General features: G+C 65.4%; 24 protein-coding genes. 15 read left to right on the plus strand and 9 right to left on the minus strand.

Annotated features, from left to right (window positions below; all coding sequences use genetic code 11):
- The first annotated feature begins 2 nt into the window (after nt 1-2).
- The gene (gene accC, locus ACQP1T_RS13925; protein ID WP_433760519.1) at nt 3-1,364 is read left to right on the plus strand and encodes an acetyl-CoA carboxylase biotin carboxylase subunit; all 1,362 of its coding nucleotides are present in this window, start codon (nt 3-5) and stop codon (nt 1,362-1,364) included.
- On the opposite strand, the gene ACQP1T_RS13930 is transcribed toward accC, so the two are convergent.
- The gene (locus ACQP1T_RS13930) at nt 1,361-2,311 is read right to left on the minus strand and encodes an AfsR/SARP family transcriptional regulator (protein WP_433760521.1); all 951 of its coding nucleotides are present in this window, start codon (nt 2,309-2,311) and stop codon (nt 1,361-1,363) included. The genes accC and ACQP1T_RS13930 overlap by 4 nt on opposite strands.
- A 266-nt stretch (nt 2,312-2,577) precedes the next feature.
- On the opposite strand from ACQP1T_RS13930, the gene ACQP1T_RS13935 reads away from it, so the two are divergent.
- Nucleotides 2,578-3,210 (plus strand): TetR/AcrR family transcriptional regulator, encoded by a 633-nt coding sequence (locus ACQP1T_RS13935; protein WP_433760523.1) that lies wholly within the window; start codon nt 2,578-2,580, stop codon nt 3,208-3,210.
- A complete protein-coding gene (locus tag ACQP1T_RS13940) occupies nt 3,207-4,802 on the plus strand; it encodes an MDR family MFS transporter (RefSeq protein WP_433760525.1) in 1,596 nt (531 codons plus the stop codon). The genes ACQP1T_RS13935 and ACQP1T_RS13940 overlap by 4 nt, the downstream gene beginning before the upstream one ends.
- A 68-nt stretch (nt 4,803-4,870) precedes the next feature.
- Here the strand turns inward: ACQP1T_RS13940 and ACQP1T_RS13945 are convergent, their stop codons facing one another.
- The gene (locus ACQP1T_RS13945; RefSeq protein WP_433760528.1) at nt 4,871-5,362 is read right to left on the minus strand and encodes a L,D-transpeptidase; all 492 of its coding nucleotides are present in this window, start codon (nt 5,360-5,362) and stop codon (nt 4,871-4,873) included.
- Nucleotides 5,363-5,674: 312 nt separating this feature from the next.
- On the opposite strand from ACQP1T_RS13945, the gene ACQP1T_RS13950 reads away from it, so the two are divergent.
- The 3 genes from ACQP1T_RS13950 to ACQP1T_RS13960 are packed head-to-tail and all read left to right on the plus strand — an operon-like array spanning nt 5,675 to nt 8,296.
- Nucleotides 5,675-6,031, plus strand: coding sequence for a hypothetical protein (locus tag ACQP1T_RS13950; RefSeq protein ID WP_433760529.1), 357 nt, complete (start codon nt 5,675-5,677; stop codon nt 6,029-6,031).
- On the plus strand, nt 6,028-7,320 hold the full coding sequence (locus ACQP1T_RS13955; protein WP_433760530.1) for a hypothetical protein: 1,293 nt from the start codon (nt 6,028-6,030) through the stop codon (nt 7,318-7,320). The genes ACQP1T_RS13950 and ACQP1T_RS13955 overlap by 4 nt, the downstream gene beginning before the upstream one ends.
- Entirely contained in the window at nt 7,307-8,296 is a 990-nt protein-coding gene (locus ACQP1T_RS13960) for a hypothetical protein (protein ID WP_433760532.1), read from the plus strand. The genes ACQP1T_RS13955 and ACQP1T_RS13960 overlap by 14 nt, the downstream gene beginning before the upstream one ends.
- 41 nt (nt 8,297-8,337) lie before the next feature.
- Here the strand turns inward: ACQP1T_RS13960 and ACQP1T_RS13965 are convergent, their stop codons facing one another.
- On the minus strand, nt 8,338-8,847 hold the full coding sequence (locus tag ACQP1T_RS13965) for a GNAT family N-acetyltransferase (RefSeq protein ID WP_433760534.1): 510 nt from the start codon (nt 8,845-8,847) through the stop codon (nt 8,338-8,340).
- A 150-nt stretch (nt 8,848-8,997) separates the two neighbouring features.
- Here ACQP1T_RS13965 and ACQP1T_RS13970 point away from each other — a divergent pair, with 150 nt between their 5' ends.
- Nucleotides 8,998-10,641, plus strand: a complete 1,644-nt coding sequence (locus ACQP1T_RS13970) for an acyl-CoA synthetase (RefSeq protein ID WP_433760536.1) — start codon at nt 8,998-9,000, stop codon at nt 10,639-10,641.
- A 4-nt stretch (nt 10,642-10,645) separates the two neighbouring features.
- Here ACQP1T_RS13970 and ACQP1T_RS13975 read toward each other — a convergent pair whose 3' ends face one another.
- Entirely contained in the window at nt 10,646-11,374 is a 729-nt protein-coding gene (locus tag ACQP1T_RS13975; RefSeq protein WP_433760538.1) for an SDR family NAD(P)-dependent oxidoreductase, read from the minus strand.
- 188 nt (nt 11,375-11,562) lie between these two features.
- On the opposite strand from ACQP1T_RS13975, the gene ACQP1T_RS13980 reads away from it, so the two are divergent.
- Together ACQP1T_RS13980 and ACQP1T_RS13985 are read left to right on the plus strand one after the other, a co-directional pair.
- The gene (locus ACQP1T_RS13980; protein WP_433760539.1) at nt 11,563-12,600 is read left to right on the plus strand and encodes an AraC family transcriptional regulator ligand-binding domain-containing protein; all 1,038 of its coding nucleotides are present in this window, start codon (nt 11,563-11,565) and stop codon (nt 12,598-12,600) included.
- Between the two features lie 18 nt (nt 12,601-12,618).
- Nucleotides 12,619-13,293: a DUF5134 domain-containing protein gene (locus ACQP1T_RS13985; RefSeq protein ID WP_433760540.1), complete on the plus strand. Its 675-nt coding sequence runs from the start codon at nt 12,619-12,621 to the stop codon at nt 13,291-13,293.
- A 130-nt stretch (nt 13,294-13,423) separates the two neighbouring features.
- Here ACQP1T_RS13985 and ACQP1T_RS13990 read toward each other — a convergent pair whose 3' ends face one another.
- The 4 genes from ACQP1T_RS13990 to ACQP1T_RS14005 form a co-directional block, all read right to left on the minus strand.
- The gene (locus ACQP1T_RS13990; protein WP_433760542.1) at nt 13,424-14,125 is read right to left on the minus strand and encodes a PhzF family phenazine biosynthesis protein; all 702 of its coding nucleotides are present in this window, start codon (nt 14,123-14,125) and stop codon (nt 13,424-13,426) included.
- A gap of 125 nt (nt 14,126-14,250) precedes the next feature.
- The gene (locus tag ACQP1T_RS13995) at nt 14,251-15,396 is read right to left on the minus strand and encodes a DUF4132 domain-containing protein (protein ID WP_433760543.1); all 1,146 of its coding nucleotides are present in this window, start codon (nt 15,394-15,396) and stop codon (nt 14,251-14,253) included.
- Nucleotides 15,397-15,981: 585 nt separating this feature from the next.
- Nucleotides 15,982-16,521 (minus strand): carboxymuconolactone decarboxylase family protein, encoded by a 540-nt coding sequence (locus ACQP1T_RS14000; protein WP_397045528.1) that lies wholly within the window; start codon nt 16,519-16,521, stop codon nt 15,982-15,984.
- Between the two features lie 50 nt (nt 16,522-16,571).
- Nucleotides 16,572-17,159, minus strand: coding sequence for a peroxiredoxin (locus tag ACQP1T_RS14005; protein WP_433760545.1), 588 nt, complete (start codon nt 17,157-17,159; stop codon nt 16,572-16,574).
- A gap of 114 nt (nt 17,160-17,273) precedes the next feature.
- Between ACQP1T_RS14005 and ACQP1T_RS14010 the strand changes: the two genes are divergently transcribed.
- Entirely contained in the window at nt 17,274-18,188 is a 915-nt protein-coding gene (locus tag ACQP1T_RS14010; protein ID WP_433760548.1) for a hydrogen peroxide-inducible genes activator, read from the plus strand.
- A 10-nt stretch (nt 18,189-18,198) separates the two neighbouring features.
- Here ACQP1T_RS14010 and ACQP1T_RS14015 read toward each other — a convergent pair whose 3' ends face one another.
- The gene (locus ACQP1T_RS14015; RefSeq protein ID WP_433760549.1) at nt 18,199-18,633 is read right to left on the minus strand and encodes a MarR family winged helix-turn-helix transcriptional regulator; all 435 of its coding nucleotides are present in this window, start codon (nt 18,631-18,633) and stop codon (nt 18,199-18,201) included.
- Nucleotides 18,634-18,719: 86 nt separating this feature from the next.
- Between ACQP1T_RS14015 and ACQP1T_RS14020 the strand changes: the two genes are divergently transcribed.
- From ACQP1T_RS14020 to ACQP1T_RS14040, 5 genes are all read left to right on the plus strand, one after another.
- Complete coding sequence (locus ACQP1T_RS14020) at nt 18,720-19,574, plus strand: NAD(P)H-binding protein (protein WP_433760551.1); 855 nt, start codon at nt 18,720-18,722, stop codon at nt 19,572-19,574.
- A gap of 270 nt (nt 19,575-19,844) precedes the next feature.
- Entirely contained in the window at nt 19,845-20,288 is a 444-nt protein-coding gene (locus ACQP1T_RS14025) for a gamma-glutamylcyclotransferase family protein (RefSeq protein ID WP_433760553.1), read from the plus strand.
- A gap of 49 nt (nt 20,289-20,337) precedes the next feature.
- Nucleotides 20,338-20,928, plus strand: a complete 591-nt coding sequence (locus tag ACQP1T_RS14030; RefSeq protein ID WP_433760555.1) for a TetR family transcriptional regulator C-terminal domain-containing protein — start codon at nt 20,338-20,340, stop codon at nt 20,926-20,928.
- Nucleotides 20,929-21,010: 82 nt separating this feature from the next.
- The gene (locus ACQP1T_RS14035; RefSeq protein ID WP_433760557.1) at nt 21,011-21,751 is read left to right on the plus strand and encodes an SDR family NAD(P)-dependent oxidoreductase; all 741 of its coding nucleotides are present in this window, start codon (nt 21,011-21,013) and stop codon (nt 21,749-21,751) included.
- The gene (locus tag ACQP1T_RS14040) at nt 21,751-21,954 is read left to right on the plus strand and encodes a tautomerase family protein (protein WP_433760559.1); all 204 of its coding nucleotides are present in this window, start codon (nt 21,751-21,753) and stop codon (nt 21,952-21,954) included. The genes ACQP1T_RS14035 and ACQP1T_RS14040 overlap by 1 nt, the downstream gene beginning before the upstream one ends.
- The last annotated feature ends 56 nt before the right edge of the window (nt 21,955-22,010 follow it).

A 22,010-nucleotide genomic window follows, 5' to 3' on the forward strand; every position in this document is an offset into this window, starting at 1 on the left:
GAGTGCGGGAAGCCATGTTCGACAAGATTCTCATTGCCAATCGCGGCGAGATCGCGCTGCGGGTCGCGCGCACCTGTCGGGAACTCGGGGTACGCACCGTCGCGGTGCATTCGGTCGCCGACGCCGAGTCGGCCGTCGTGCGGTTCGCCGACGAGTCGGTGCAGATCGGGCCCGCCGCGGCCAAGCGCAGCTATCTCAATGCGGCCGCCGTACTCGCCGCGGCCGAGACGACCGGCGCCGATGCGATCCATCCCGGCTACGGATTCCTTTCGGAGTCACCGGATTTCGCGGATGCCTGCCGCGCGGCGGGGATCACCTTGATCGGTCCGCCCGCCGATGTGATGGCCCAACTGGGTGACAAGCAGTCGGCACGCACCCTGATGGCCAAGGCGGGGCTACCGCTGCTGCCGGGCAGTCTGGATCCGCTCGACCCCGAGCAGGCGCACGCGTTGGCCGACTCGATCGGCTACCCGGTGATCGTCAAGGCCGCCGCTGGTGGCGGCGGACGAGGCATGCAGGTGGTGCGCGAGAGTGCCGCGTTCCCGCGCGCCTACCAGGAAACGCAGGCGACCGCGCGAATGTTGTTCGGGGACAGTCGAGTCTATCTGGAGAAGTACCTCGAGGGCGCCAGGCATGTCGAGATCCAGGTGCTGTGCGATGGTTACGGCAACGGTGTGCACCTCGGTGAGCGCGACTGCTCGGTGCAGCGCAGGCATCAGAAGCTCATCGAGGAGTCGCCCGCACCGCGGCTGCCGGAGGGGCTCGCGGCGCGGATGGGCAAATCCGCGGTGGACGGGGTGTTGGAAGCCGGGTACGTCGGGGCCGGAACCGTGGAATTTCTGGTGGATCGGCAGGGGAATTACTATTTTATGGAGGTGAACTGCCGAATCCAAGTCGAACATCCGGTGACCGAAATGGTTACCGGAATCGATTTGATCGCCGAGCAGATCCATATCGCGTCCGGGCAACCGCTCGGCATCACACAGAGCGATATTTCCCTCGACGGTGCGGCAATTGAATGCCGGATCAATGCCGAGGACCCGGCGGCCGAATTCGCGCCCGCACCCGGAATTGTGGCCGAATTCACACCGCCCGGCGGTCCGTTCGTGCGCGTCGATACACATGTGCACGCCGGATATTCGATCCCACCGCACTACGATTCGCTGCTCGCCAAACTGATCGTCTGGGCGCCGGACCGGGACCAGGCGCTCGCCCGCATGCGACGAGCCCTGGCCGAATTCCGGATTTCGGGTGCGCGCGTCGCGACGACCCGGGATTTTCTGGGGGAAGTACTCGACCACCCGGCCATGCGGTCGGCGACGCATTCGACCGCACTGGTGGACGAGATGTTGCGGGCGGATTAGGCCGGTTCTGCTCGAGCCGAGCGGAATTCGGGGGAGTACCAGCCGATGAGGTATCCCGCGTGTCGGCTGTTGAGCATGGCACTGACCGATACATCGGAGGCGGCGAGGATATCCTGATGCAATTTCTGCAGCTTCTGGCATGGATCCAGCCCGAGTTCGCGCTGCATCGACCTACTGAACCGCTGGTAGGACTCCAGTGCGCGGGCACGCTGACCCGCCCGGCTCAGTGCGAACATGTAATACGCCTGCAGCCGCTCGTGCAGCGGGTGCTGCATGGTGAGTCGGGCCAGGTCAGGGCAGGCTTCGCGATATCGACCGAGCCGCAGCTCGGCCTCGACGCGCAACTCGATATTGGTCAGCCGCAGGTGATCCAGATGCGAGATCTCCGCGGCGAGCGGGATGCCGCCCTCCACATCGACCAGCGCCGGACCGCTCCACAACGCCTCCGCGGCGGTGAACAGATCCACCGCCCGATAGTCGTCGCCGGCCTTGGCGGCGCAGCGCGCGGCCTCGGACATGCTCTGATAGTCGCGCAAATCGAAGACGCAGTCCTTGACGTCGAACGAATATCCTTTACTGCGTGTCCGGAGAAATCGTTCGGCCACCTCCGCCTGTCCTATGCCGAGTTGCTCGGCCATCTTCTTTCGAATTCCCAGCACATAGGTTTGCACGACGGTGACGGCGCTGCGCGGCGGATCGTCGTTCCACAACTCTTCGACCAGTGTGGTCACCGGAACGACGGTGTCGTGTCGCACGAGAAGTAAGGCGAGCAGTTGGCGTTGTTTCTGTGCTGTCGGCGTTGCGTTGTGATTATTGAGAGCAAGCGTCAATGGACCTAACACGCGAGCGCACACTGGGTACTTCACTTGGAGTTCTCCTACGGGCGTTATTCCCCCCGACCGACGTGAGTTCTCGAAATCCCACCTCGCTGTAGGCGATATCAACACTATCGAAAATCCGGTATCAAGTCGATGAATCTTGAGTTATAACCGAGTTAACTCGGCTTGGAGGGTGCGCTAATTCTCCTTCCTGCCAAGGAGATTCGCGCGTCGGGGCGATTTGTGGATGGTGAACGCGTCGGGTTGCGCGTAACTGGAGATTCGCTTCCGGATGGATTTCGCCCCCCGGAGCCGTCCGGTCTCGGCCGATCAGCCGTGAGCTCTCCAGAACTTGCAGTTTCTGAAAAATTGCAGTTTGTGCTACTTTGGCGGACATGTCCAAGGACGAGCGCCCGATCGGGTTGCGGGAGCAGAAGAAACGCCAGACAGAGCTCGATCTCTGTCTCGCCGCACGACGGCTCGCGGTCGAGCGCGGGCTGGACGCGACGACCGTCGAGGACATCGCGAGAGCGGTGGGGGTTTCGCCCCGCACGTTCTTCAACTACTACGAGACGAAAATGGATGCGGTCGTCGGGCCGATCGGCGAGATCGGCACTCCGCAGTTGCGCGAGCAGTTCATCGCGGGCGGTCCGAGCGGCGTGCTTATCGACGACCTCGCCTGGTTGTTCGTGCACGGCTTCGAATCCGAGAGCGAGGTGCGCGAGGGCATCGCGCTGGTTACCGAGATCATCAAGACCGAGCCGCGGGTGCTCGCGGCCTTCGTCGCCTCGGGCGCCCGCTTGCAGAGCGTGTTCGCGGACCTGCTCGCTGCTCGGCTCGGCAGTGCGGTTTCTCCCGAATTCGCCGGTCTGGCAGCGGGATTCGTGACAAACATCACCACGCGGGCAGCGATGACCACGGTCGGAGATCCGACCGCATCGCTGGCGGCGGCAGTACGCGAACACTGCGCAATGGCCGCGCGGCTGTTCGAACGGCATGACGGCAAGAAAGAGAGACGCGAGAGATGACCATCACGGCTGAATCGCCACCTGCACCGATCGTCCTGACCCAGAAGCGGATCTGGCTCATCTTCGGCGCGCTGATCGCGGGGATGTTCCTGGCGAGCCTGGACCAGACCATCGTCGGCACCGCGATGCCGACCATTGTCGGCGATCTGGGCGGCATCTCCCATATGGCTTGGACCGCAACGTCATATCTGCTCGCGACCACCATCATGATGCCGATCTACGGCAAATTCGGTGATCTGTTCGGGCGACGCTGGCCGTTCCTGTTCGCCATCACCATCTTCACCGTGGCCTCCATCGGCGCCGCCGCGTCGACGAGTTTCTGGGAGTTCATCACCTTCCGCGGCCTGCAGGGCGTCGGCGGTGGCGGTCTGATGATCCTGGCGCAGGCCATCATCGCCGATGTGGTGCCCGCCAAGGATCGCGGCAAGTATATGGCCCCGATGGGTGCGGTCTTCGGCATCACCTCGGTCGCGGGCCCGCTGCTCGGCGGCTTCTTCGCCGATCATCTCGGCTGGCGCTGGTGCTTCTGGATCAATGTGCCGATCGGAATCGCCGCGCTGTTCATCGCCTTTCGCTACCTGAGCATTCCCAGCCATCGGCCCAAGACCCGGCCCGACTATCTCGGTGTGGTGCTGATGTCGGCCGCGACCACGCTGCTGATCCTGATCACCGACTGGGGCGGCAAGCAATACGCTTGGGGCTCAATGGTTATGGTCACCATGATCGCGTCGTTCGTCGTGGTGGTCGCCGCGTTCGTACTCGCGGAGGCGCGCGCGGAAGAGCCGATGCTGCCGCTGTGGTTGTTCCGCAATCGCACCTTCGTGCTGACCTCCGCGATCGGCTTCGTGGTCGGCCTGGTGATGTTCGCCGCCCTCGCCTTCATCCCGACCTATCTGCAAATGGCAACGGGCGCTTCGGCTTCGGTGTCGGGTCTGCTGCTGATTCCGATGATGGTCGGTCTGATGATCGCCTTGGTCGCCTCGATGACGATGATCACCAGAACCGGCCGCTACAAGCTCTACCCACCGCTCGGCGCGGTGCTGATGTTCGCGGACATGCTGTGGTTGACCCGCTTGGACGCGGACACTGCGATGTGGGTCGTCTCCGCCATGCTGTTCGTCATGGGTGCGGGCCTGGGCCTGATCATGCAGATCATCGTCCTGGTCGTCCAGAATGCCGTGTCCCCCGACCAAATCGGCACCGCCACCAGCGCCAACAACTATTTCCGGGAAATGGGCGGCGCACTGGGCGTGGCGATTTTCGGCTCCATCTTCACCAACCGTTTGACCGAGGGCCTCACCGATGTCTTCGTCTCCCACGGCCCCGAAGCCGCTGCCGCGAAGCTGGATCCGGGCGCCCTGGTGCCCTCGGTGGTCAAGCATCTGCCCGACGGCCTACACGATGCCATTGTCGGTGCCTACGTGGACGCGTTGGTTCCCGGCTTCTGGTACCTGATCCCGGGCGCGGTAATCGCCTTCGTGCTCGCCCTGTTCATCCCCCATCTGAAACTCGCCGATGAGGCGGGAATGGTCGCGCGCGGCGAGGCGGTCATGGCCGAAGACGCGGATCGACAGCTCGTCGGCGAACACTGAGGCAGGCGAGGATATGAGAAGGGTCCGGGCGGAATCCGCCTGGGCCCTTCGCATGCGCAAATCCGGTGTCAGCGAACGACTTCGACCACGTCACCGGGGTTGAGATAGCGGTAGGTCGCTTCGGCGCCCTCGGGTGTCATGCGGATGCACCCGTGTGACTGCTCCTCGATGGGGCCGATATGGGTGGCGATATCGCCGTTGAAGAAGACCGCCCACTTCATCGGAGCGTTGTGCATGGTGCTCCAGAAGTCTTCCCGCTTGAAGGCGACCTTGAAGACGCCGGGCGGCGTCTCGTATCCGGGCCGTCCGTGCGAGATCGGAGTCGGACCGTAGGTGACCTTGCCGTTGTCCATCAGCCAGGCCTCGTTCGTCGACAGCCGCATGCACATACGTGCGGTCTCGCCACACGGTGCGTAGACGGGAGCCGGCGGAATCGGTGGGATGATCGCCGGTGTACCGATATCCGGACCGCCGGGCCACAACGGTTCGGCCTGTGCCGTTCCCGCCATCAGCAGTCCTGCGGAAACGGCACCGATCAGCGCCGCGGATCTTACCGACAACTTTCGAAAACGTCTGCTGTTCTTCACGCTTCTGACCCCTAACCGGTGCCGGCACCCTGGGCGTGGATCGCCAGGGTGGTATGGGACCAACTTCGTCGCGATCAAGCATAGAACCGGCACCGGGTGAAAGTGATCATTTTCGTTTTCGACCTCGGAGTCTGTGGAACCGGACCGGCGTCGCACAAGCGATGGATCCGGCGGCATAGACTCCACCGGAACGAAAGGATCCGCGCGCGTATTGCCCGGGTCCCAAGTACGCTCGGAGTGTCGAAATGTGACGCGACAGATTGGTTTCCGTATTAAGGGGGAACAGTGGACGCGCTGAAGCTCGACCCGGCGGCGATGGCCGCCTACACCACGATCGCGGATACGGTGTCGCAACAGCTGGCCTCGGCCTCGGCGGTCGCGGGTGGCGCGGTCGATCCCGAGCGGCTGGTCGCCGACCTCGGTCAGGTCGGCGCCGGATTCGTGGCCCGGTTCACCGAGAAGGTGAACGAACACGTGCAGGCGCTCTCGACCGCAGGGCAATTGGTCGCCGCCTACGGGCAGGTGCTGCGCGACTACAGCGCGGACATGCAGGGTATCGATGTCGATTCCGCGGGCGCCCTCGCCCGGCAAGGAGAGGCACCGCACATGACGGAGCCGAGCGTCAGCGAGGCGCAGGCATGAGACGACTGCTCCGACGGCGGCCCGCGAACAACGCCTCCGATACCCCCGCAAGCACGCCTATCGATCCGAATGTGGATCCGCCGATCGTGGCGGCGCTGGTCGAACCGATGCTGCAGTTGCGCGCCTCGCTCGGCAGCGGGGTCGCGACTCCGGACCGGTCCGTCGTCGACGCGCTGTCCGCCGCGTCCACACAGGCGGCCGATACCGAGGGCCCGCATCGGGCGGGCCTGCACGCCCTCGAATCGACCTGGACCTCCCGCGCCGCCGACGACGCCGTTCCGGCGTTGCGCACTACGCAAACTCAGATCGGTGATATCTCCGACCGCGGACCCGAGTACCTGTCGGTGCTCGGCGACGCCCATGCCACCAGCGCCCGGGCCGCGCAGAAGGTGGACCAGATCATCGCGGACTTCCGTCGCGACGCCAAACAGATCATGAGCACCGCGAGCGCCTCCTCGGACACCGACGCGGTGATCGCGCGGGCGACCCAGGCGCTCCGCGACGCGGTCACCGCGGTCAGCACGGCGCAGTCGGAAATGGACGGCCACACCGCGCGACTGGATGCGATGGGACCGCTCACGGTGACCACCCCGCAGGGTGTCGGCACTACCCAACAAACCGTAGTGCCGGGTACGACGAACGGCACGACCACTACGGGCGTGACCACGACAACGCCACTGGATCCGGTGCAGGCCGCCCAACTCCAGTTGCAGCAGTATCTGATCAACGCGGGCGTTTCGGTCGGCACCGCGGCCATCGATGCCGGAGTCAATATCGGCACCCACCTCATCGATAAGATCGCCGAAGTGGGCATGCACGCGATGGATACCGCGGCCGCCTCCGCGGACAAGGTCATCGATAAGGCGATACCCGAACTCATCCATCCTGGCAGCACCACGAATTCGCCGACCGGTGGTGACAGTGCCAGCAAGCCGTCGAATGTCATCGATTTCGGTGGCGGGTCGGGGCAGTCGAAGCCCACCCCGAATACCGGAACCAACTCGGCGTTCCCGCTCGGCGGCTCGACCGCGACGAAACCCGCGCCCGCGCCGACCCCGGTACCCGCGCCGCAGGCACCGGCCGCGGGCGCGGACACCCCGCCGTCACGTCCGTCTGGTCCGGAACCGACGAATCAGCCCGGTACCACCGGTGGTCTGGCGATGCCGCCCTCGTCGCAGTCCGATGAGGACCGCCGACCGCGTGACGGTCAACTAGGCGTCACCGTGCCCACCGTATTGGCGACCGTACCGCCTGCGGTGATCGGCGAATTCGACGATGACGAGCTCTGATTCCGGCTCTTCGAGCCAGAACCAGGGCAATCCGTTCGACACCGGGCTGCCCATGGTCCGGCCCGCCGCGGCACCCCAGAAGCGGCGCCGCCGCCCGAACGCACGCCGTGGTTCTGGCCAGCACCGGACACCGCTGGCCGATGCGCTCGATCCACCCGAGCGGCCGCACCGTCCCCGCCCCGCCGGGGATTGGCAGGAGTGGCTCGAACCGCGCCGCCCCGCCGATCCGCCTCCGGAGGCGGATCGCAGTCGGCCTCGGACGCGTGCGGTAGAAGCCGAGGCCGAGCTACCGGTGGAGACCAGTTCCGTCGTGCCGACGATTATCGATCGGTCCGGTGGCAATCCCGGTCCGGCACTGCGGCATCCGCCGCGCCGTCGCGATTCGCAACCGACCGGTGGCGGCAATCGAGTGGTCGCGGTGCTGATCGTGCTCGGTGTGGTGTTGGCGGTCGTCTCGGTGCTGATGTTCGTCTTCGGCGGTTCGGGTGAGCACAAGAGATCGGCCGCGGCCACCACACCGGCGGCCGCCCAGGGCGGGACGGCTGGGCGTGCCCCGGCGACTACTGTGCCGAGCGACGAACCGTCGGCGATCGCCACCCCGGGTTGCGAACAGCGGCGCACCGGTGATGTCATCTCCGGCACCGATCCCGGCGGCACCAGCGATGGGCCATCGGCGATCCTGGCATTCGAACGTGCCTATTATGTGCAGCGTTCCGGCTTCGCCGCACGCGGCGTCGTCGCCAATGACGCGAATGTGCCCGCCGCCGACCAGATCCAGCGCGGGATCAACCAGGTGCCGATCGGCACCCTTTACTGCGTGCAGATCACCCGTGCGGGCAGCGATGCGGGGGAGGCGCATTGGGAAGTCCGGCTCACCCAGCAGCGGCCGGGGGAGGAGCCGCAGACCTTCACTCAGATCATCACGACCCGGACGGCGGGCAACCGCACGCTGATCACCGCGATCAACGCGGGCTGACCGTCCGATCCACCGGCGTCGATGGGCGCACCGAACGTGCGTCAGAGGGTGCGCGTCATGAAGAGGCTGTGCGGATCCTCGACGTAGTCGGCGAACGGTGCGCAGATCTCGAAGCCGTGGCGGACGTAGAGCCGCTGCGCGGGGGCGAAATACTCGGATGCTCCGGTCTCCAGGCTCAGCCGCTGGTAGCCGCGTGCGCGGGCCTCGGCGATCAGGTGCTCGAGCAGGGCCGAGGCGATGCCGCGGCCGGTGCGATCGCTGGCGGTGCGCATCGACTTGATCTCGCCGTGGGTGGGGTCGAGGTGTTTGAGTGCGCCGCAACCAGCGAGTTCGTCGTCCTCCCAGGCACTCCAGAAGGTGACGTTCGGTCCGCGGAGCGCATCCAAGTCCAGGGCGTGCACGCTGTCTTCGGGCGAGTTGTCGTACATCTCGGCCAAGTGTTGAGTCAGCAGGGCAGCGACCTGCGAACCGGACAGATCATCGACGATGATCCGCAGCGCGGCGGCCGGTTCGGTTGGGTTCGGCAGGTGTTCGCCGACATCGCTGGACATCGGTCCATCATGGATTGTGTCGGCGTGGTCCCTGCTGTCTGGGTCGGTGCTCGACTAATCCACCGGCGACGCTTTACTGTGAGGGCACTCGCCCTCAGCAGGGATTCGGGTCGACGAGCGGTTGGGCGAAATAGGCGTCAGGATCGAATCATGAAGTTTGCGAACAAGGTCGGGGCGCTGGCCGCGGCTGCGGCGCGTCGGGCCGCCGACGAGACCTATTACGCCGCGCTGACGGTGCGTGCCGGACTCGCGACCCCCGAACGGCCGGACCGACTCGCCCTCATGGGTGCCGCGCTGCTGCGCTCCGGTCTGCTCGGCGGGCTGACAACCGTTGCCGCCCTGCGCTATCGCGACCGCACCGCCATCATCGATGAACTCGGCCGGGTCAGCTTTCGTGAACTCGACGAGCGCAGCACCGCGCTCGCGAATGCCTGGCGGGCGCGCGGACTGCGCGACGGCGAGGGCGTGGCCATCCTGGCGCGCAACCACCGAGGTTTCCACTACGCGGTCTTCGCGGCGGCGAAATGCGGTGCTCGAATCATCCTGCTCAATACCGATTTCGCGGCGCCGCAACTGCGCGAGGTGGTGACCCGCGAGGGTGCCGATCTGCTGATCTTCGACGACGAATACGCAAGTATGCTCGGCGATTTCACACCGCGTCGCGGCCGCTACCGCGCCTGGGCCGATAAACCCGGTGTCGACACCATCGACAATCTGATCGCCGGTGCGGCGCGCACGCCACCGCGTAAGCCGCGCACGGCCGCCCGCATCATCCTGCTGACCAGCGGGACGACGGGCACCCCGAAAGGTGCGCCGCGCGGCAGCGAGCCGATTTCGTTGTCACCGTTGGGCGCGATCCTCGGCAAGGTGCCGTTCCGTGCCCGCGAAATCACCGAATGCCCAGCACCGCTGTTCCATACGCTCGGGTTCGCGCACGCCGTTCTCGCGGTCGGCTTCGGATCCACGCTGGTGATCCGGCGGCGCTTCGATCCCGAGGCGGTGCTGGACAGTCTGGACCGGCACGGGGCAACGGCGATGATCGCGGTGCCGGTGATGTTGCGGCGGCTCGTCGATGCCGGACCGAAAGCCTTTGCCGGACGCGATCTTTCGCGTTTGCGGATCATCTTCGTCGCGGGTTCGCAGCTCGGTGCCGACCTGTGCGTCCGGGTGACCGAGGCATTCGGTCCGGTGGTGTACAACGTGTACGGATCCACCGAGGTGGCCTACGCGACCATTGCCACGCCAGCGGATCTGGCGGTCGAACCGGGCTGCGTCGGCTCTCCGGTACCCAGCACCACGGTGAAGATCTTCGACGACAACGACCGGGAGGTGAGCCCCGGCACTACCGGACGTATTTTCGTCGGCAACAACTACCAATTCGAGGGCTACACCGGCGGTGGTGACAAGGCGCGCATCGGACGGTTGATGTCCACCGGCGATGTCGGCCATTTCGACAGTGCCGGAAGACTTTTCATCGACGGCCGCGATGACGACATGATCGTCTCCGGCGGTGAGAACGTCTTTCCGAGCGAGGTGGAGGAACTGCTCGCCGCGCATCCGGCAGTGGCGGAGGTCAGCGCGTTCGGGGTGCCCGACGATCGTTACGGTCAGCGCCTGCGCGCGGTAGTCGTTGTCCGCGAAGGGCATTCGCTCACCGAGGACGAGGTGCGCGAGCACGTCAAGACGCATCTGGCGCGCTTCAAGGTCCCCCGTGACGTGCTGTTCGTCGACGAACTTCCGCGCAACCCCACCGGAAAGGTACTCAAACGAGTCCTGCGTGACCTCCCGGCCTGACGGCTCACATACTGCCTAGCATCCGCCGCATCGTATGACGCAATTGCATCGGATCCGGCATCGCGGTGCGGAACCATCCGGTCGGCGGCACCACCACCAGTCCGCCGCGGCGATGCTCGACGCAGTCGACGATCGCGTCCGCCACCGCATCCGGATCGGGTGCGCAACCGGGCGCGATGGTGCTGACCAGTACGCCCTGTTCGGCGAGTCCGCGATGCAGGGCGGTGCCGAGCCCGATCACCGCATGCTTGGTCGCGCAGTACACCGCGGCGCCGAGTGCGGCCGTGACGCCGATGGCCGAACCGATATTGACGATATGTCCGTGGCCCTGTTCGACGAAACGCATTCCGGCGAGCCGGGATCCGGTGATCACCGCGCGCAGATTGGTATCGATCTGATGATCAGATTCATGATCGGATTCGATGAGGAACGAACCGGTTGGCTCGACGTCAGCGGCATTCACTACGACATCGAGACCACCCAGCCTGCGTTCGGCGGCCGCCAGGAATTCGGCGAAGCGCACACCGTCGGTGACCTCGACGGGTAGGCCGACGGCTTCGGCCCCGTGAATCCGGTTGAGCTGGGCGGTGATTGCACGTACTTTGCTGAGGTCTGCGTCTCCGATCGCTACATCGGCACCGGCGGCCAGAAAGGCCAGTGCGGCCTCCTTGCCGATACCGTAAGTGCCGCCCGTAATCGCGACGCGCGTGCCGACAAGGGTCTTTCTCGGCATGTTGTTCTCGCCTACCTCGGTCTTCGCTCAACGATAGCTATGACGGTAGATATGCGATGGTGCCGTTGCCATGCGATATCGGGTCATGAGATTGCGCATACCGGTCAGCTCGAGCCGAACTCGCTTGGTATATATGTTGTTCGGCCAAAACCTTGCGAGTATCGGCCAGCAGCGCTCACGATGTATCCGTGGCCTCTTGGGAGTGGCGGCGGTCGGTGGCGAATGCGGCGATCCTCGCCGAGCTCGCCGATGATCACAACCTGACGCGCCCCGACCTCCTGCGCGGCACCGGTATCGATCCGGTGGCGTTGAAAACGCCCGGCGCGGAGATCACTGCGGCACAAGAACTTCTACTCGTCCGCAATCTTGTCAGCCTGCTCGACGACCAACCTGGACTCGGCTTCGAGGCGGGTATGCGCACGCGCATCACCACCCACGGCGTGCTGGGTATGGCGGTGCTGAGCAGTCCGACCATGCGCTCGGCCATCGATGTCGCGATGCGCTACTTCAGCATGATGACCTCGTTCGCGCGGGCCTGGCACGTCTATCACGGCGACGAGATCTGGCTCTACGGCGACGACCGCGATCTGCCCGCGGATGTGCGCGCCTTTCTCGCCGAACGCGATGTGGCGGCGCTGCTGTACAACTGGTATCTGGTCTTCGGGGTGCCGCCGCCGGTGGTGCGGGCCGAGGTCGCCGGTGGGCTGCTGTCCCGAATACGGCCGATACTCGAACAATTCGAGATTCCCAGCACCGAATCCGCGGAGCTGCAGCTCGCGGTCTTCGACGCCGCCGATATCGATCGACCGATGCCCAACGCCAGCCCGCTCACCGCGCTGCTGTTCGAGGAACAGTGCGCCGACCTGCTGCAACGTCGCGGTTTGAAGCGGGGCCTCGCCGGATCGGTGCGCGAGGTGCTGCTGCATCAGATGAACGGGCGCATCACCCAGGAGGATGTGGCCGAACGCCTGCACATGAGCCTGCGCACGATGCGTCGGCGCCTAGCCGACGAGGGCACCTCCTACCGTCGACTGTGCGTCGAAACCTACGGCACCCTCGCCGAGGAATTACTCGCAACCGGTCTCACCGTCGAGGATGTCGCTTACCGCATGGGCTACTCCGGCGCACCGAGCTTTTCCAACGCTTTCAAACAATGGCGCGGCATCTCGCCCGGTCGCTTCGCTCGCGCTGCCGCCGATCGTCTGCGCCCCAGCGTGGCACGCTAGTCCGCGGATCCTCGGGAGGTGGGTGTGGTGGAGTTCGCGCAGGAGTATGCCGCATTGCGGTGGTCGGTGGTGGTGGCGTTTCTGTTCGCGGCCGTGGTGGTGCTCGGGAGGTTGGCGGTGCCGGGTGGCATCGGCCGGACCGAACCCGTTCGCCTGCAGGCGAATTCGGCCGGAGCGGCGGTGTGTCACGAATCCGATGCCGCACATCTGATCATGTGTATGGTCATGCTGGCGATGCTGGTCTTCCCGATGGGAGCGGATCCGGTCGTGCTGCGCGGTGTGCTGATCGCGCTCATCATCGTCTTCGCGGCCTTGCTGACAGATCGAATTGCGCAGTGGCGCAATGTGACTCGTGCGCTACCCGATGATCGAATCATCGCCCTCGGATATCACATCGCCGTCGCGGCCACCATGCTGTACTCGATCGCGGGACACAGCATGGGCATGCACGCCGACGGGCCGGCCCCCGCACCGGCGCTGACACTGGCCGCGATCTTCACCGCCGATGCGCTCGCCTTGATCGTCGCTGCGAGTACCGGCCGCAAGCGCTGGCTCGGCCACCAGATCGGTATCCGAACCGACCCGCGGCGGTCGGCTTCCTTCATCTCCCGTGCACTGACATCCGCGATCGTGCCCCATATCGTCATGGACCTGGGCACCGCCTACATGCTGGTCGCCGCCGTCTCGGGATAGAGCGCCCGCGTCGCGTCTGATCAGACTGTTGAAGAGGGCCTCGGCGCTACCACGATTGATCGCGTCGAGCTGCCCGGGTTCGAAGCCCTTGTCAGCAGCCCGAGTGGACCTGACGTCGGATAATCGCGGTTTACAGGTTGACGACCGAGTCGGCGACGACGCGGCCGCCGAGTCGAACCCAACCGTCGGAGTCCCATTCGGTGAAGATCTGTGAGCCCTTGCCCTGGGTGATGATCAGGCTGCGGCGCAGTAGAGCGGTGAGGGCAACCGCGGCAGCGCCGGTCGCTTCGTCCTCGGGGACGCCCATCGCGGGGGCGAACATGCGCGAGCGCAGGGCGCCGCGGTGCTCGTCGGTCCAGGTCCAGAGATAATGCGAGCCGCTGTCGAAATCCTCGGCGCGCAGATTCGCCAGTTCATCGACGTCGTCGAGCTGGTGGAAGGTGAAATCCGGCGCCCATTCCCCGCGTGCCCTGATCCAGACGAGCCCGTCGGTGAGTTCCACGGCGACCGCACCCGCCGACACCTGCAGAATCCGTACCGGCTGGCCCTGCTCGGCGAACCACCAGGCGGTACCCACCGACGGATGCCCGGCGAACGGCAGCTCCACCGCGGGGGTGTAGATCCGTACCCTGGCGATCTCGTCGACCGGGTCCTCGACAACGACGGTCTCGCTGTACCCAGCCTTCGCCGCCAATGCCTGGTGGTCGACCTCGGCGACGTCCGCGGCGCGAGCGATACCGAGCTCGTTGCCGCCTCGCCCGGTCGGGTCCGTGAAAACGCGCACGACCTCGACCCGCGTACCGATGGTCTCTGGTTCACCCTGTGTGCCCATGTTCGCGAGCCTACCGGCCGCCGAGAAGTGGTCGGTGCGCTGCCGCAGAATTTTTGTTCGGGATAAAACCCCTGTCCTGATTTGTCGGATATGCCTATCAATGCTGGCCGGAGAGCCAGGCGAGATCACGCAGGATTTCCGATGCGACCGCCGTCGCCGCGTTCGGGCGGATTCCAGCCACGGTTGGTCAGGCCGTGGATGCGGCCGAGGGGCACGGTGGTGTTCGCCGGAATGAGGGCGCTGGAACTGGCGAGCAGTTCCGGATGGGGTTGGTACACCTCCCGTTCGAGCTGTGGAAATGGTTGCCGGAGTTCGTAATCGGCGAGCACCTCGGCCCACACGGCGGTCAGCTCGGTACCGAGGTGCAGCGGATGGGCAATGCCGATGACGGCGTTCTCCGCGATATCGAGAGCGGTTGTGTCGGCATCGGCGAAGGTGTTGTCCTCGGTGATGCGGAACGAGTCGAGCACCTGGTCGTCGCGATAGGTCGCCCAGATCAGGCGGCGGGTCACGTTGATGCGCACGGGATGTGCGATGAACTGGGTGCGCAGTTCGTCGAGGGTGAAGCGGCGTTCGGTGACCATCGCGCGTTCGAGTCGCCGGATCTGGTCGGCGGCGAACTTCTCGACCGACTTGCGGAGCGATCGATACGTTGCAATCGCCGCGGCTACCAGGGCATCGTCGTCGCGCACTCCGGCCTTGGGCAGCGCCTTGTAGCGGGTGCCTTCGGTACCGGTGACGGTGGGGCGCAGCTGCTCGTCGAAGCCGAGCACGAATTGGCGCGGCCCGAAGTCGAGCAGCGCCGTACCGTCGGGGCGCAGTCCGAGATCCGGAACCATACGGTCGGCGAGTTGATCCTCGCTCAAACCCAATTCGCCAGCGACATCGGCGACACGGGTGTGCGCCGCATCGCGGACCGCCGCCGTGTGGCCCTGCTCAGTGCGCAACCCCAGCCGGTCGACGACGAAGGCTGCGACGGTTGGGCTTTCGAAGGGGGCGATCGCGGCGGCGAGCTCACGCGGGTCCGCCGCGATGGCACCGGTGACGAGGTCGTGGGCCGCCGCACCGTGCGCGGCGGTGACCGCCATCAACCCGTTGACCGACCAGAGTAACCAGGTGCACTCGGCACGTAGGATCGGCTCGGCGAGCGCCGGATCGGCTTGGGCCAGCGCCTCCAGCACCCAATCGCCGAGGTCGCGGGGATCGGACGCGGCGACTTCCAGAGGGTTTCCGGTCCCGGTGCGGAGCTGTTGCCCCGGCCCGCCTCCCACAGTCGAGTGAGGACCGAGGCGGCGTCCGGACCGAGATGTGCTGCGACACTGTAGATCAGCGATTTATTGTCGCGCAGCAGATGCCAGTGCCAGCCGAGCAGATCGAGGATGCGGTGCGCGTGCGCCGAATCGGTCCAGGGCCCTGTCATCCCACAGCTTCGCGTCCATGCCGATCGCGGCGCACACGGCCGCACCGAGCGGGTCTGGCCGCCGATCGGCAAGATACCGCGCACCCCGTTCGGCGAGCGCCTGGTGCGAGCCGGAATGGCTCAGGATGGCGCGAATCCGATCCGCGGACTGCGAACAACTTGTCGGAAATGGTTTGTGCCGCAGCCGCGTTCACGGCAACGCCGCGTGCGGGCCAACGACCGCGGAACGGATCGGGTTTCGACCACTAGGCGGCGGGTACCACCCAGGTGTCCTCATCGGTCGGCGGCGTGTGGACAGCCATCGGCCTGCTCCCTTGTTCACGAGGTGCGTATCGCGGACAGGTTAGCGAGCCGCTCCGACACGTGCCGGTCGGCGCGGAAACGGCAACGGCCCCGTCCTATTCGGACGGGGCCGTTGCGGGTTTCCGGCGAGATATCAGACCGCGGCGGTGGCCAGCGCCTCCGTGGATTGCACGGCCTGGCCGACACCGGCGACGATCGCGGCCGCGCGCAGCGATTCGAAGATCACCTCGCGCGAGACGCCTGCCTCGCGCAAAGTCTTCTCATGCGCCTCCAGGCAGTGCGCGCAGCCGTTGATCGAGGACACCGCGAACGACCACAGCTCGAAATCGGCCTTGTCGACACCCGGATTGCCGATGATATTCATCCGCAGACCGGCACGCAGATCGTCGTAGCGTCCTTCCAGAAACGCCTTGCCCCGGTAGAACACATTGTTCATGCCCATGATCGAGGCAGCGCCGAGCGCGGCGTTGTAGGCCTCCGCCGACAGATTGTCCGCGGCCTCCTCGGCGATTTCCCGCAGCGTCGTCGCCGACCGGGTCGCGGCCGCCGACGCGAGCAGGGTGCCCCACAGCTGCTGTTCGTTCAGCACGGTGGTGCGTGCGATGGACGACAAATTGAGCTTGAGGTCCTTGGCGTACTCGGGAAGGGAGTTCTTCAGGGTCTCAATGCTCATTCGGCGAATCCTCTTCTCGTTCGGGGGTTTTCAGGTGGTTCGGATAATGCTCAGACGCTCGCGGCGAGCAGTTCGCCCGCGTTGATGGTCGGGTCGCCCTTCTTCCAGTTGCAGGCGCACAGCTCATCGGACTGCAGCGCGTCCAGCACGCGCAGCACCTCGTCGACATTGCGGCCGACCGAACCCGCGGTCACCGATACGAACTGGATCTCGTTGTTCGGGTCGATGATGAAGGTGGCGCGATCGGCCACGCCGTCGGCATTGAGAACGCCGGTGGCGGTGGCCAATTCACGCTTGAGATCGCTCAGCATCGGGAACGGGAGGGTCTTGAGATCCTCGTGCTGGGCGCGCCACTGGAAGTGCACGAACTCGTTGTCGACCGAGGCGCCGAGCACCTGCGCGTCCCGGTCCTCGAACTCCTCGTTGAGCTTGCCGAAGGCGGCGATCTCGGTCGGGCACACGAAGGTGAAGTCCTTGGGCCAGAAGAAGACGATGCGCCACTTACCGGCGTGGTCGTCGGAGGTGATGTGGGTGAAGTAGTCGTCAGGCTGCTGAGCGTCGACCTTCGACAGGTCACCGCCGATCACCGCGGTGAGGTTGTATGCCGGGAACTGGTCGCCGATGGTCAGCAAAGCCATGCTTGTCTCCTCGTCAGTCGGTTTGCTAGAGCGAGTGGATCGAAAAGCTCATTGGTGATCTTGCCCAACGGCCGGTGAAAGGTAAACGTGATCAGTCGCACTACACTGATAGGCGTGACTGATCAGACTTATCAGCCGACCCTGTCGCAGCTGCGTGCGTTCGTGGCCGTCGCGGAGTACCGCCACTTCGGCACCGCGGCCGCGCGGCTCAATGTGAGCCAGCCCACGTTATCGCAGGCACTCGCCGCATTGGAACACGGGCTCGGGCTGCAGCTGATCGAACGCAGCACCCGGCGGGTGCTCGTCACCGCCGCGGGTATGCGGCTGCTGCCGCAGGCGACGGCGACCCTCGAGGCGGCCGATCGATTCGTCGCCTCGGCGACCGGTGACAGCCTGGGCGGTACCCTGCGGATCGGCATCATCCCGACGGTTGCCCCGTATGTGCTGCCGAATCTGCTGCCTGAATTGCGCAAGGTATTGCCCGCCTTGAATCCTCAGGTGATCGAGGACCAAACCGCCCGGCTGCTGGAGGGATTGCGCACCGGCGTCCTGGATGTCGCACTGCTCGCGCTGCCGACCGAGGCGCCGGGCCTGGTCGAGATCCCGTTGTACACCGAGGAATTCGTGCTGGTGACTCCGCGCGGTCACGAGCTGGCCGGTCGCACCGATATCGCGCCCGCCAGTCTGGACGCGCTGCCGCTGCTGCTGCTCGACGAGGGCCACTGCCTGCGTGATCAGACCCTGGAATTCTGCCGCTCCGCCGACGCCCATCCGGGTGCGGTCGGTGATACCCGCGCCGCGTCGCTGGCGACCGTAGTCCAGTGCGTCGCGGGCGGTCTCGGGGTGACATTGATTCCGCAGATGGCGGTGGCGGCCGAAACCGCGCGCGGCACATTGGAAACCGCGCACTTCGCCGCACCTGCGCCGGGGCGCACGCTCGGTCTGGCGTTTCGCGCATCGACGGCGCGTGCGGACGATTACGAACGGCTGGCGCAGATCATCCGGTCCCAGCGGCCGGGCGTGAACTGAGTCCGCGCGATCAGGGCGCGGCCTCGCCGAGGAGTTCGGTTGCGGTGCGGTGGATTTTGCGCAGGGCACTCATGAGGTAACGGCGTTCGGTGGGGGTGAGATCGGCGGTCACTCTGTCCTCCAAGGCTTGTCGCTGTGCCTCGATCGGCCGTTGCAGGGCGCGACCCTTATCGGTGAGCCAGAGGCGGACCAGGCGGTTGTCGTGGTCGTCCCGACGGCGCTCGAGCAGGTCCGCGGCGGTCATGCGGGTGGCCATTTTGACCACGGTCGGTGTGGCGACATTCAGCGCGGCGGCGACCTCGCCCGGGGTGCGCCCGTCCCGCTCCCACAGCAGGGCCAAGACATGATTTTGGCCCAAATGCAGTCCGTGCGTGCGCATTTCGCGGTCGGCGAGCGCGCGCAGCGCCTTCGAACTGCGGCCGTGTAGGTCGAGGAACTCGGGCACCTGTCGGATCTCCTCAGCGATTGACGAATAGATCGTTAGCCGTCTAACGTTCTATCTCGTTAGACGGCTAACGATGTGGAGATCTGATGATAATGGTCACCGGTGGCACCGGAAATATCGGTCGTGAACTGGTCGGAGAACTCGCTGTAAGAGGTGCGGAATTTCGTGTTCTCGTGCGTGATCCGGATCGTGTCGCGGATCCGGGTCGGGGCGAATTGGTCGTCGGCGATTTGGACGATCCGGCGACCCTCACTCCCGCATTCGATGGTGCCGACGCGCTGTTCTTGCTCGTGCCCGGCATCGGCCTGCAGCACACCATTGATGCGGTGAATGCGGCGCAAACAGCGGGAGTGCGGCATATCGTGCAGTTGTCGTCGTTCAATGCGATGGGCGACCCGGTCCCAGCGATGGGGCGTTGGCATCGCGAGCGCGAGCGGGTCGTCGCCGAATCCGGCATACCGGCGACCGTGCTGCGGCCCGGCGGATTCATGACGAATGCGCTGGCGTGGGCGCAGACGATCCGCCGCGGTGGCACGGTGCTCGACCCCACCGGACCCGGCCGCTACGCCCCGATCGACCCCGCCGATATCGCCGCGGTGGCGGCCGAGGTGCTCACCGGCAGCGGCCACGCCGGTATGACCTATACCCTCACCGGCGCGGAAACCTGCACTGTCGCAGAACAAGTCGCGACCATCGCCCGTACGATCGGCCGCGCCATCGAGGTGCACGAGGCGGCCACTCCGCAGGAGGCATTGGAATCCCGCTACCCTGGCGGTGCGCCACCAGCGCTCGAGGCGGCGATCATCGAGGGGTTCGAGTTGATGCGCGCCGATACGGTGGGGTTCCGCACCGACACCGTGCGTGAACTGCTCGGTAGAAGTCCGCGTACGTTCGCCGAGTGGTGCGCGCGCAATATCGACGCGTTCGTGTGCGGACACTGATTGCAGATTTCGAACTCGGCGCTGCAAGGCTGTGGCGCCCGTGCGGACAATTGCCGGGGAATCCGTTGTGGGCGGTGCCTTTTCGATGTCGATACCGGAGTTGGTCCAGGTGATGGCGGCTGCGGGCGGTCGCGGCCCGGCGGATGTGTCGGTTCCTGTGGCACGGTGCACGCAGGGAAGCCGGTTCCTGGTAGCCAGGCGTCGATGTCGGGTGGATTGTGTCTGCGATGGGCGTAATCTCCGCTGGTAGGCAGGCGGAAAGGGTTCGCGGTGGATGAGGTGGATGCCAGGCCCGGACGACGGATCGGTCGCTCGATCGCGCACGGTGATCGGCTGTTCGTCTACGGGACATTGCAGTTTCCGGAGGTATTGGTCGAGTTGATCGGGCGGTGTCCGGAATTGGTGTCGGCGGAGCTGGTCGGGTGGCGGGCCGCGGCACTGCCGGGGCGCGTGTATCCCGGGCTGGTGCCCGCAGCGGGCGGTGTTGCCCGGGGTGTGGTGCTGTCGGGGCTCGACGCGGGGGAGTGGGCGGTGCTGGATGCATTCGAGGATGACGAATACGAGTTGCGGCGGGTTCGGCCGGGTCCGGCGGCGGCGTGGACGTATGTGTGGACTTCCGTTGTTGCGCCAGATGATTGGTACGCAGAGCGCTTTGCCGCCGCGCATCTGGGTGCGTTCGTGGCCAGGTGTGCCACGTGGCGAAGCCTGCTCTGAATCATGGCCGGATTTGCTATTCCAAGACGACCGGTCATATATTAACTCCATGGCGCGACCGCGACGCAGTGATGACACTCGGCAGCTTCTGGTGGAGCAGGGTGCTGCCGGGTTCTTGACCAACGGCTACCACGGCACCGGTATCAAGCAGATCCTGGACGCGGTCGGCGTGCCGAAGGGTTCGTTCTACAACTACTTCGACAGCAAAGAGAGCTTCGGGCAGGCCATCATCGATCACCATTCGCTGTGTGTGCAGCGGAATCTGGCCGAGACGCTCGGAAGCTCGCCGGATCCGATCGCCGGGTTGCACGCGTTCTTCGGGCGGCTCATGGACGATTTCGTGCGGGCCGAGTACACCGGTGGATGCCTGATCGCGAACCTCGGCGGTGAACTCGAGGGCAGTGAGGTGCTGCGGGAATCCTTGGCGGCGGCCTGGAATTCCTGGCGGGACGGGGTGGCGACCGCGCTGCGGCGGGCGCAGGAACTGGGGACGATTCGCGACGATATCGACGCCACCGAATTGGCCGATCTGCTGTTGGAGTCGTGGGAGGGGGCGGTGATCAGGATGAAGATCGAGCGCTCGCTCGAACCGCTGCACAAGTGTTTGCGCCGACTGCTGGATGACTACTTTCGGCCCTGACCTATAGGTTTTGCGGTCTGTGTAGCCGCTTGCGTATTCCAAGACGACCGGTCGTATCGGTCATTGTCAACGAGGAAGAGAGATGAATATGGTGAAGACGGTCATCGTTACCGGATCCTCCAGCGGGATCGGGCGCGATATCGCTCGAGCCTTCGTGGCGCGTGGTGACAATGTCGTGCTCAACGGGCGGGATGCGGACAAGCTCGCGGCGGTGGCGGATTCGTTGGGCGCGCCCTCGCGGTTGGTGGCTTTCGCCGGTGATATCGGTACGCCCACAACGGGTTCCGAGCTGGTTAGCCTTGCCGTGGAGCGGTTCGGTCGAGTGGATGTACTGGTGAACAACGCCGGGATCTTCGGCGCCAAACCGTTCGTCGACGTCACCGAGGCGGATCTCGACGGCTACCTGAACGCGAACTTGAAGGGGACCTACTTCACCACGCAGGCCGTCGTGCGCCAGCTGCGAGCGCAGAAAAGCGGTGGCAGCATTGTGAATATCGGGACGGTCCTGATCAACCACGCGCTCGCGGGACTGCCCGCATCGGCGGCACTGGTCAGCAAGGGTGGCGTCCACGCGTTGACCACGAGCCTGGCCGCGGAGCTCGCCGCCGACGGAATCCGGGTCAATGCCGTCGCACCTGGCATCATTCGCACACCGCTTTTCGGTGACGGCGACGAAAGCGCCTCGGCTCGACTGGCTTTGCTGAACCGAATCGGTGAAGTGAGCGAAACCACCGCGGCGGTGCTGTATCTCGCGGACGCCACCTTCGCCACCGGCCACATCTTCCCCGTCGACGGTGGGTTCATCTCGGGAAGGGCCGCATAATGCCTTACGTCAATATCAAGGTCACCAACGAGGGCGTCACGCGAGAGCAGAAGACCCAACTGATCAAGGGCGTAACCGACCTGCTGCGTGATGTCCTCGGCAAGGACCCGGCGACCACCTTCGTCGTGATCGACGAGGTCGAGCTCACCGATTGGGGCATCGGCGGAATGAACGTCGAAGACTGGCGCAAACAGCAGGCCTAGGCCGCGCCGCATGCCTGACCGAATCGCACCGGCTCCCGAAGGGAAACCCCTTGGGA

Source organism: Nocardia sp. CA-135398 (assembly GCF_050955845.1).
Taxonomy (GTDB): domain Bacteria; phylum Actinomycetota; class Actinomycetes; order Mycobacteriales; family Mycobacteriaceae; genus Nocardia.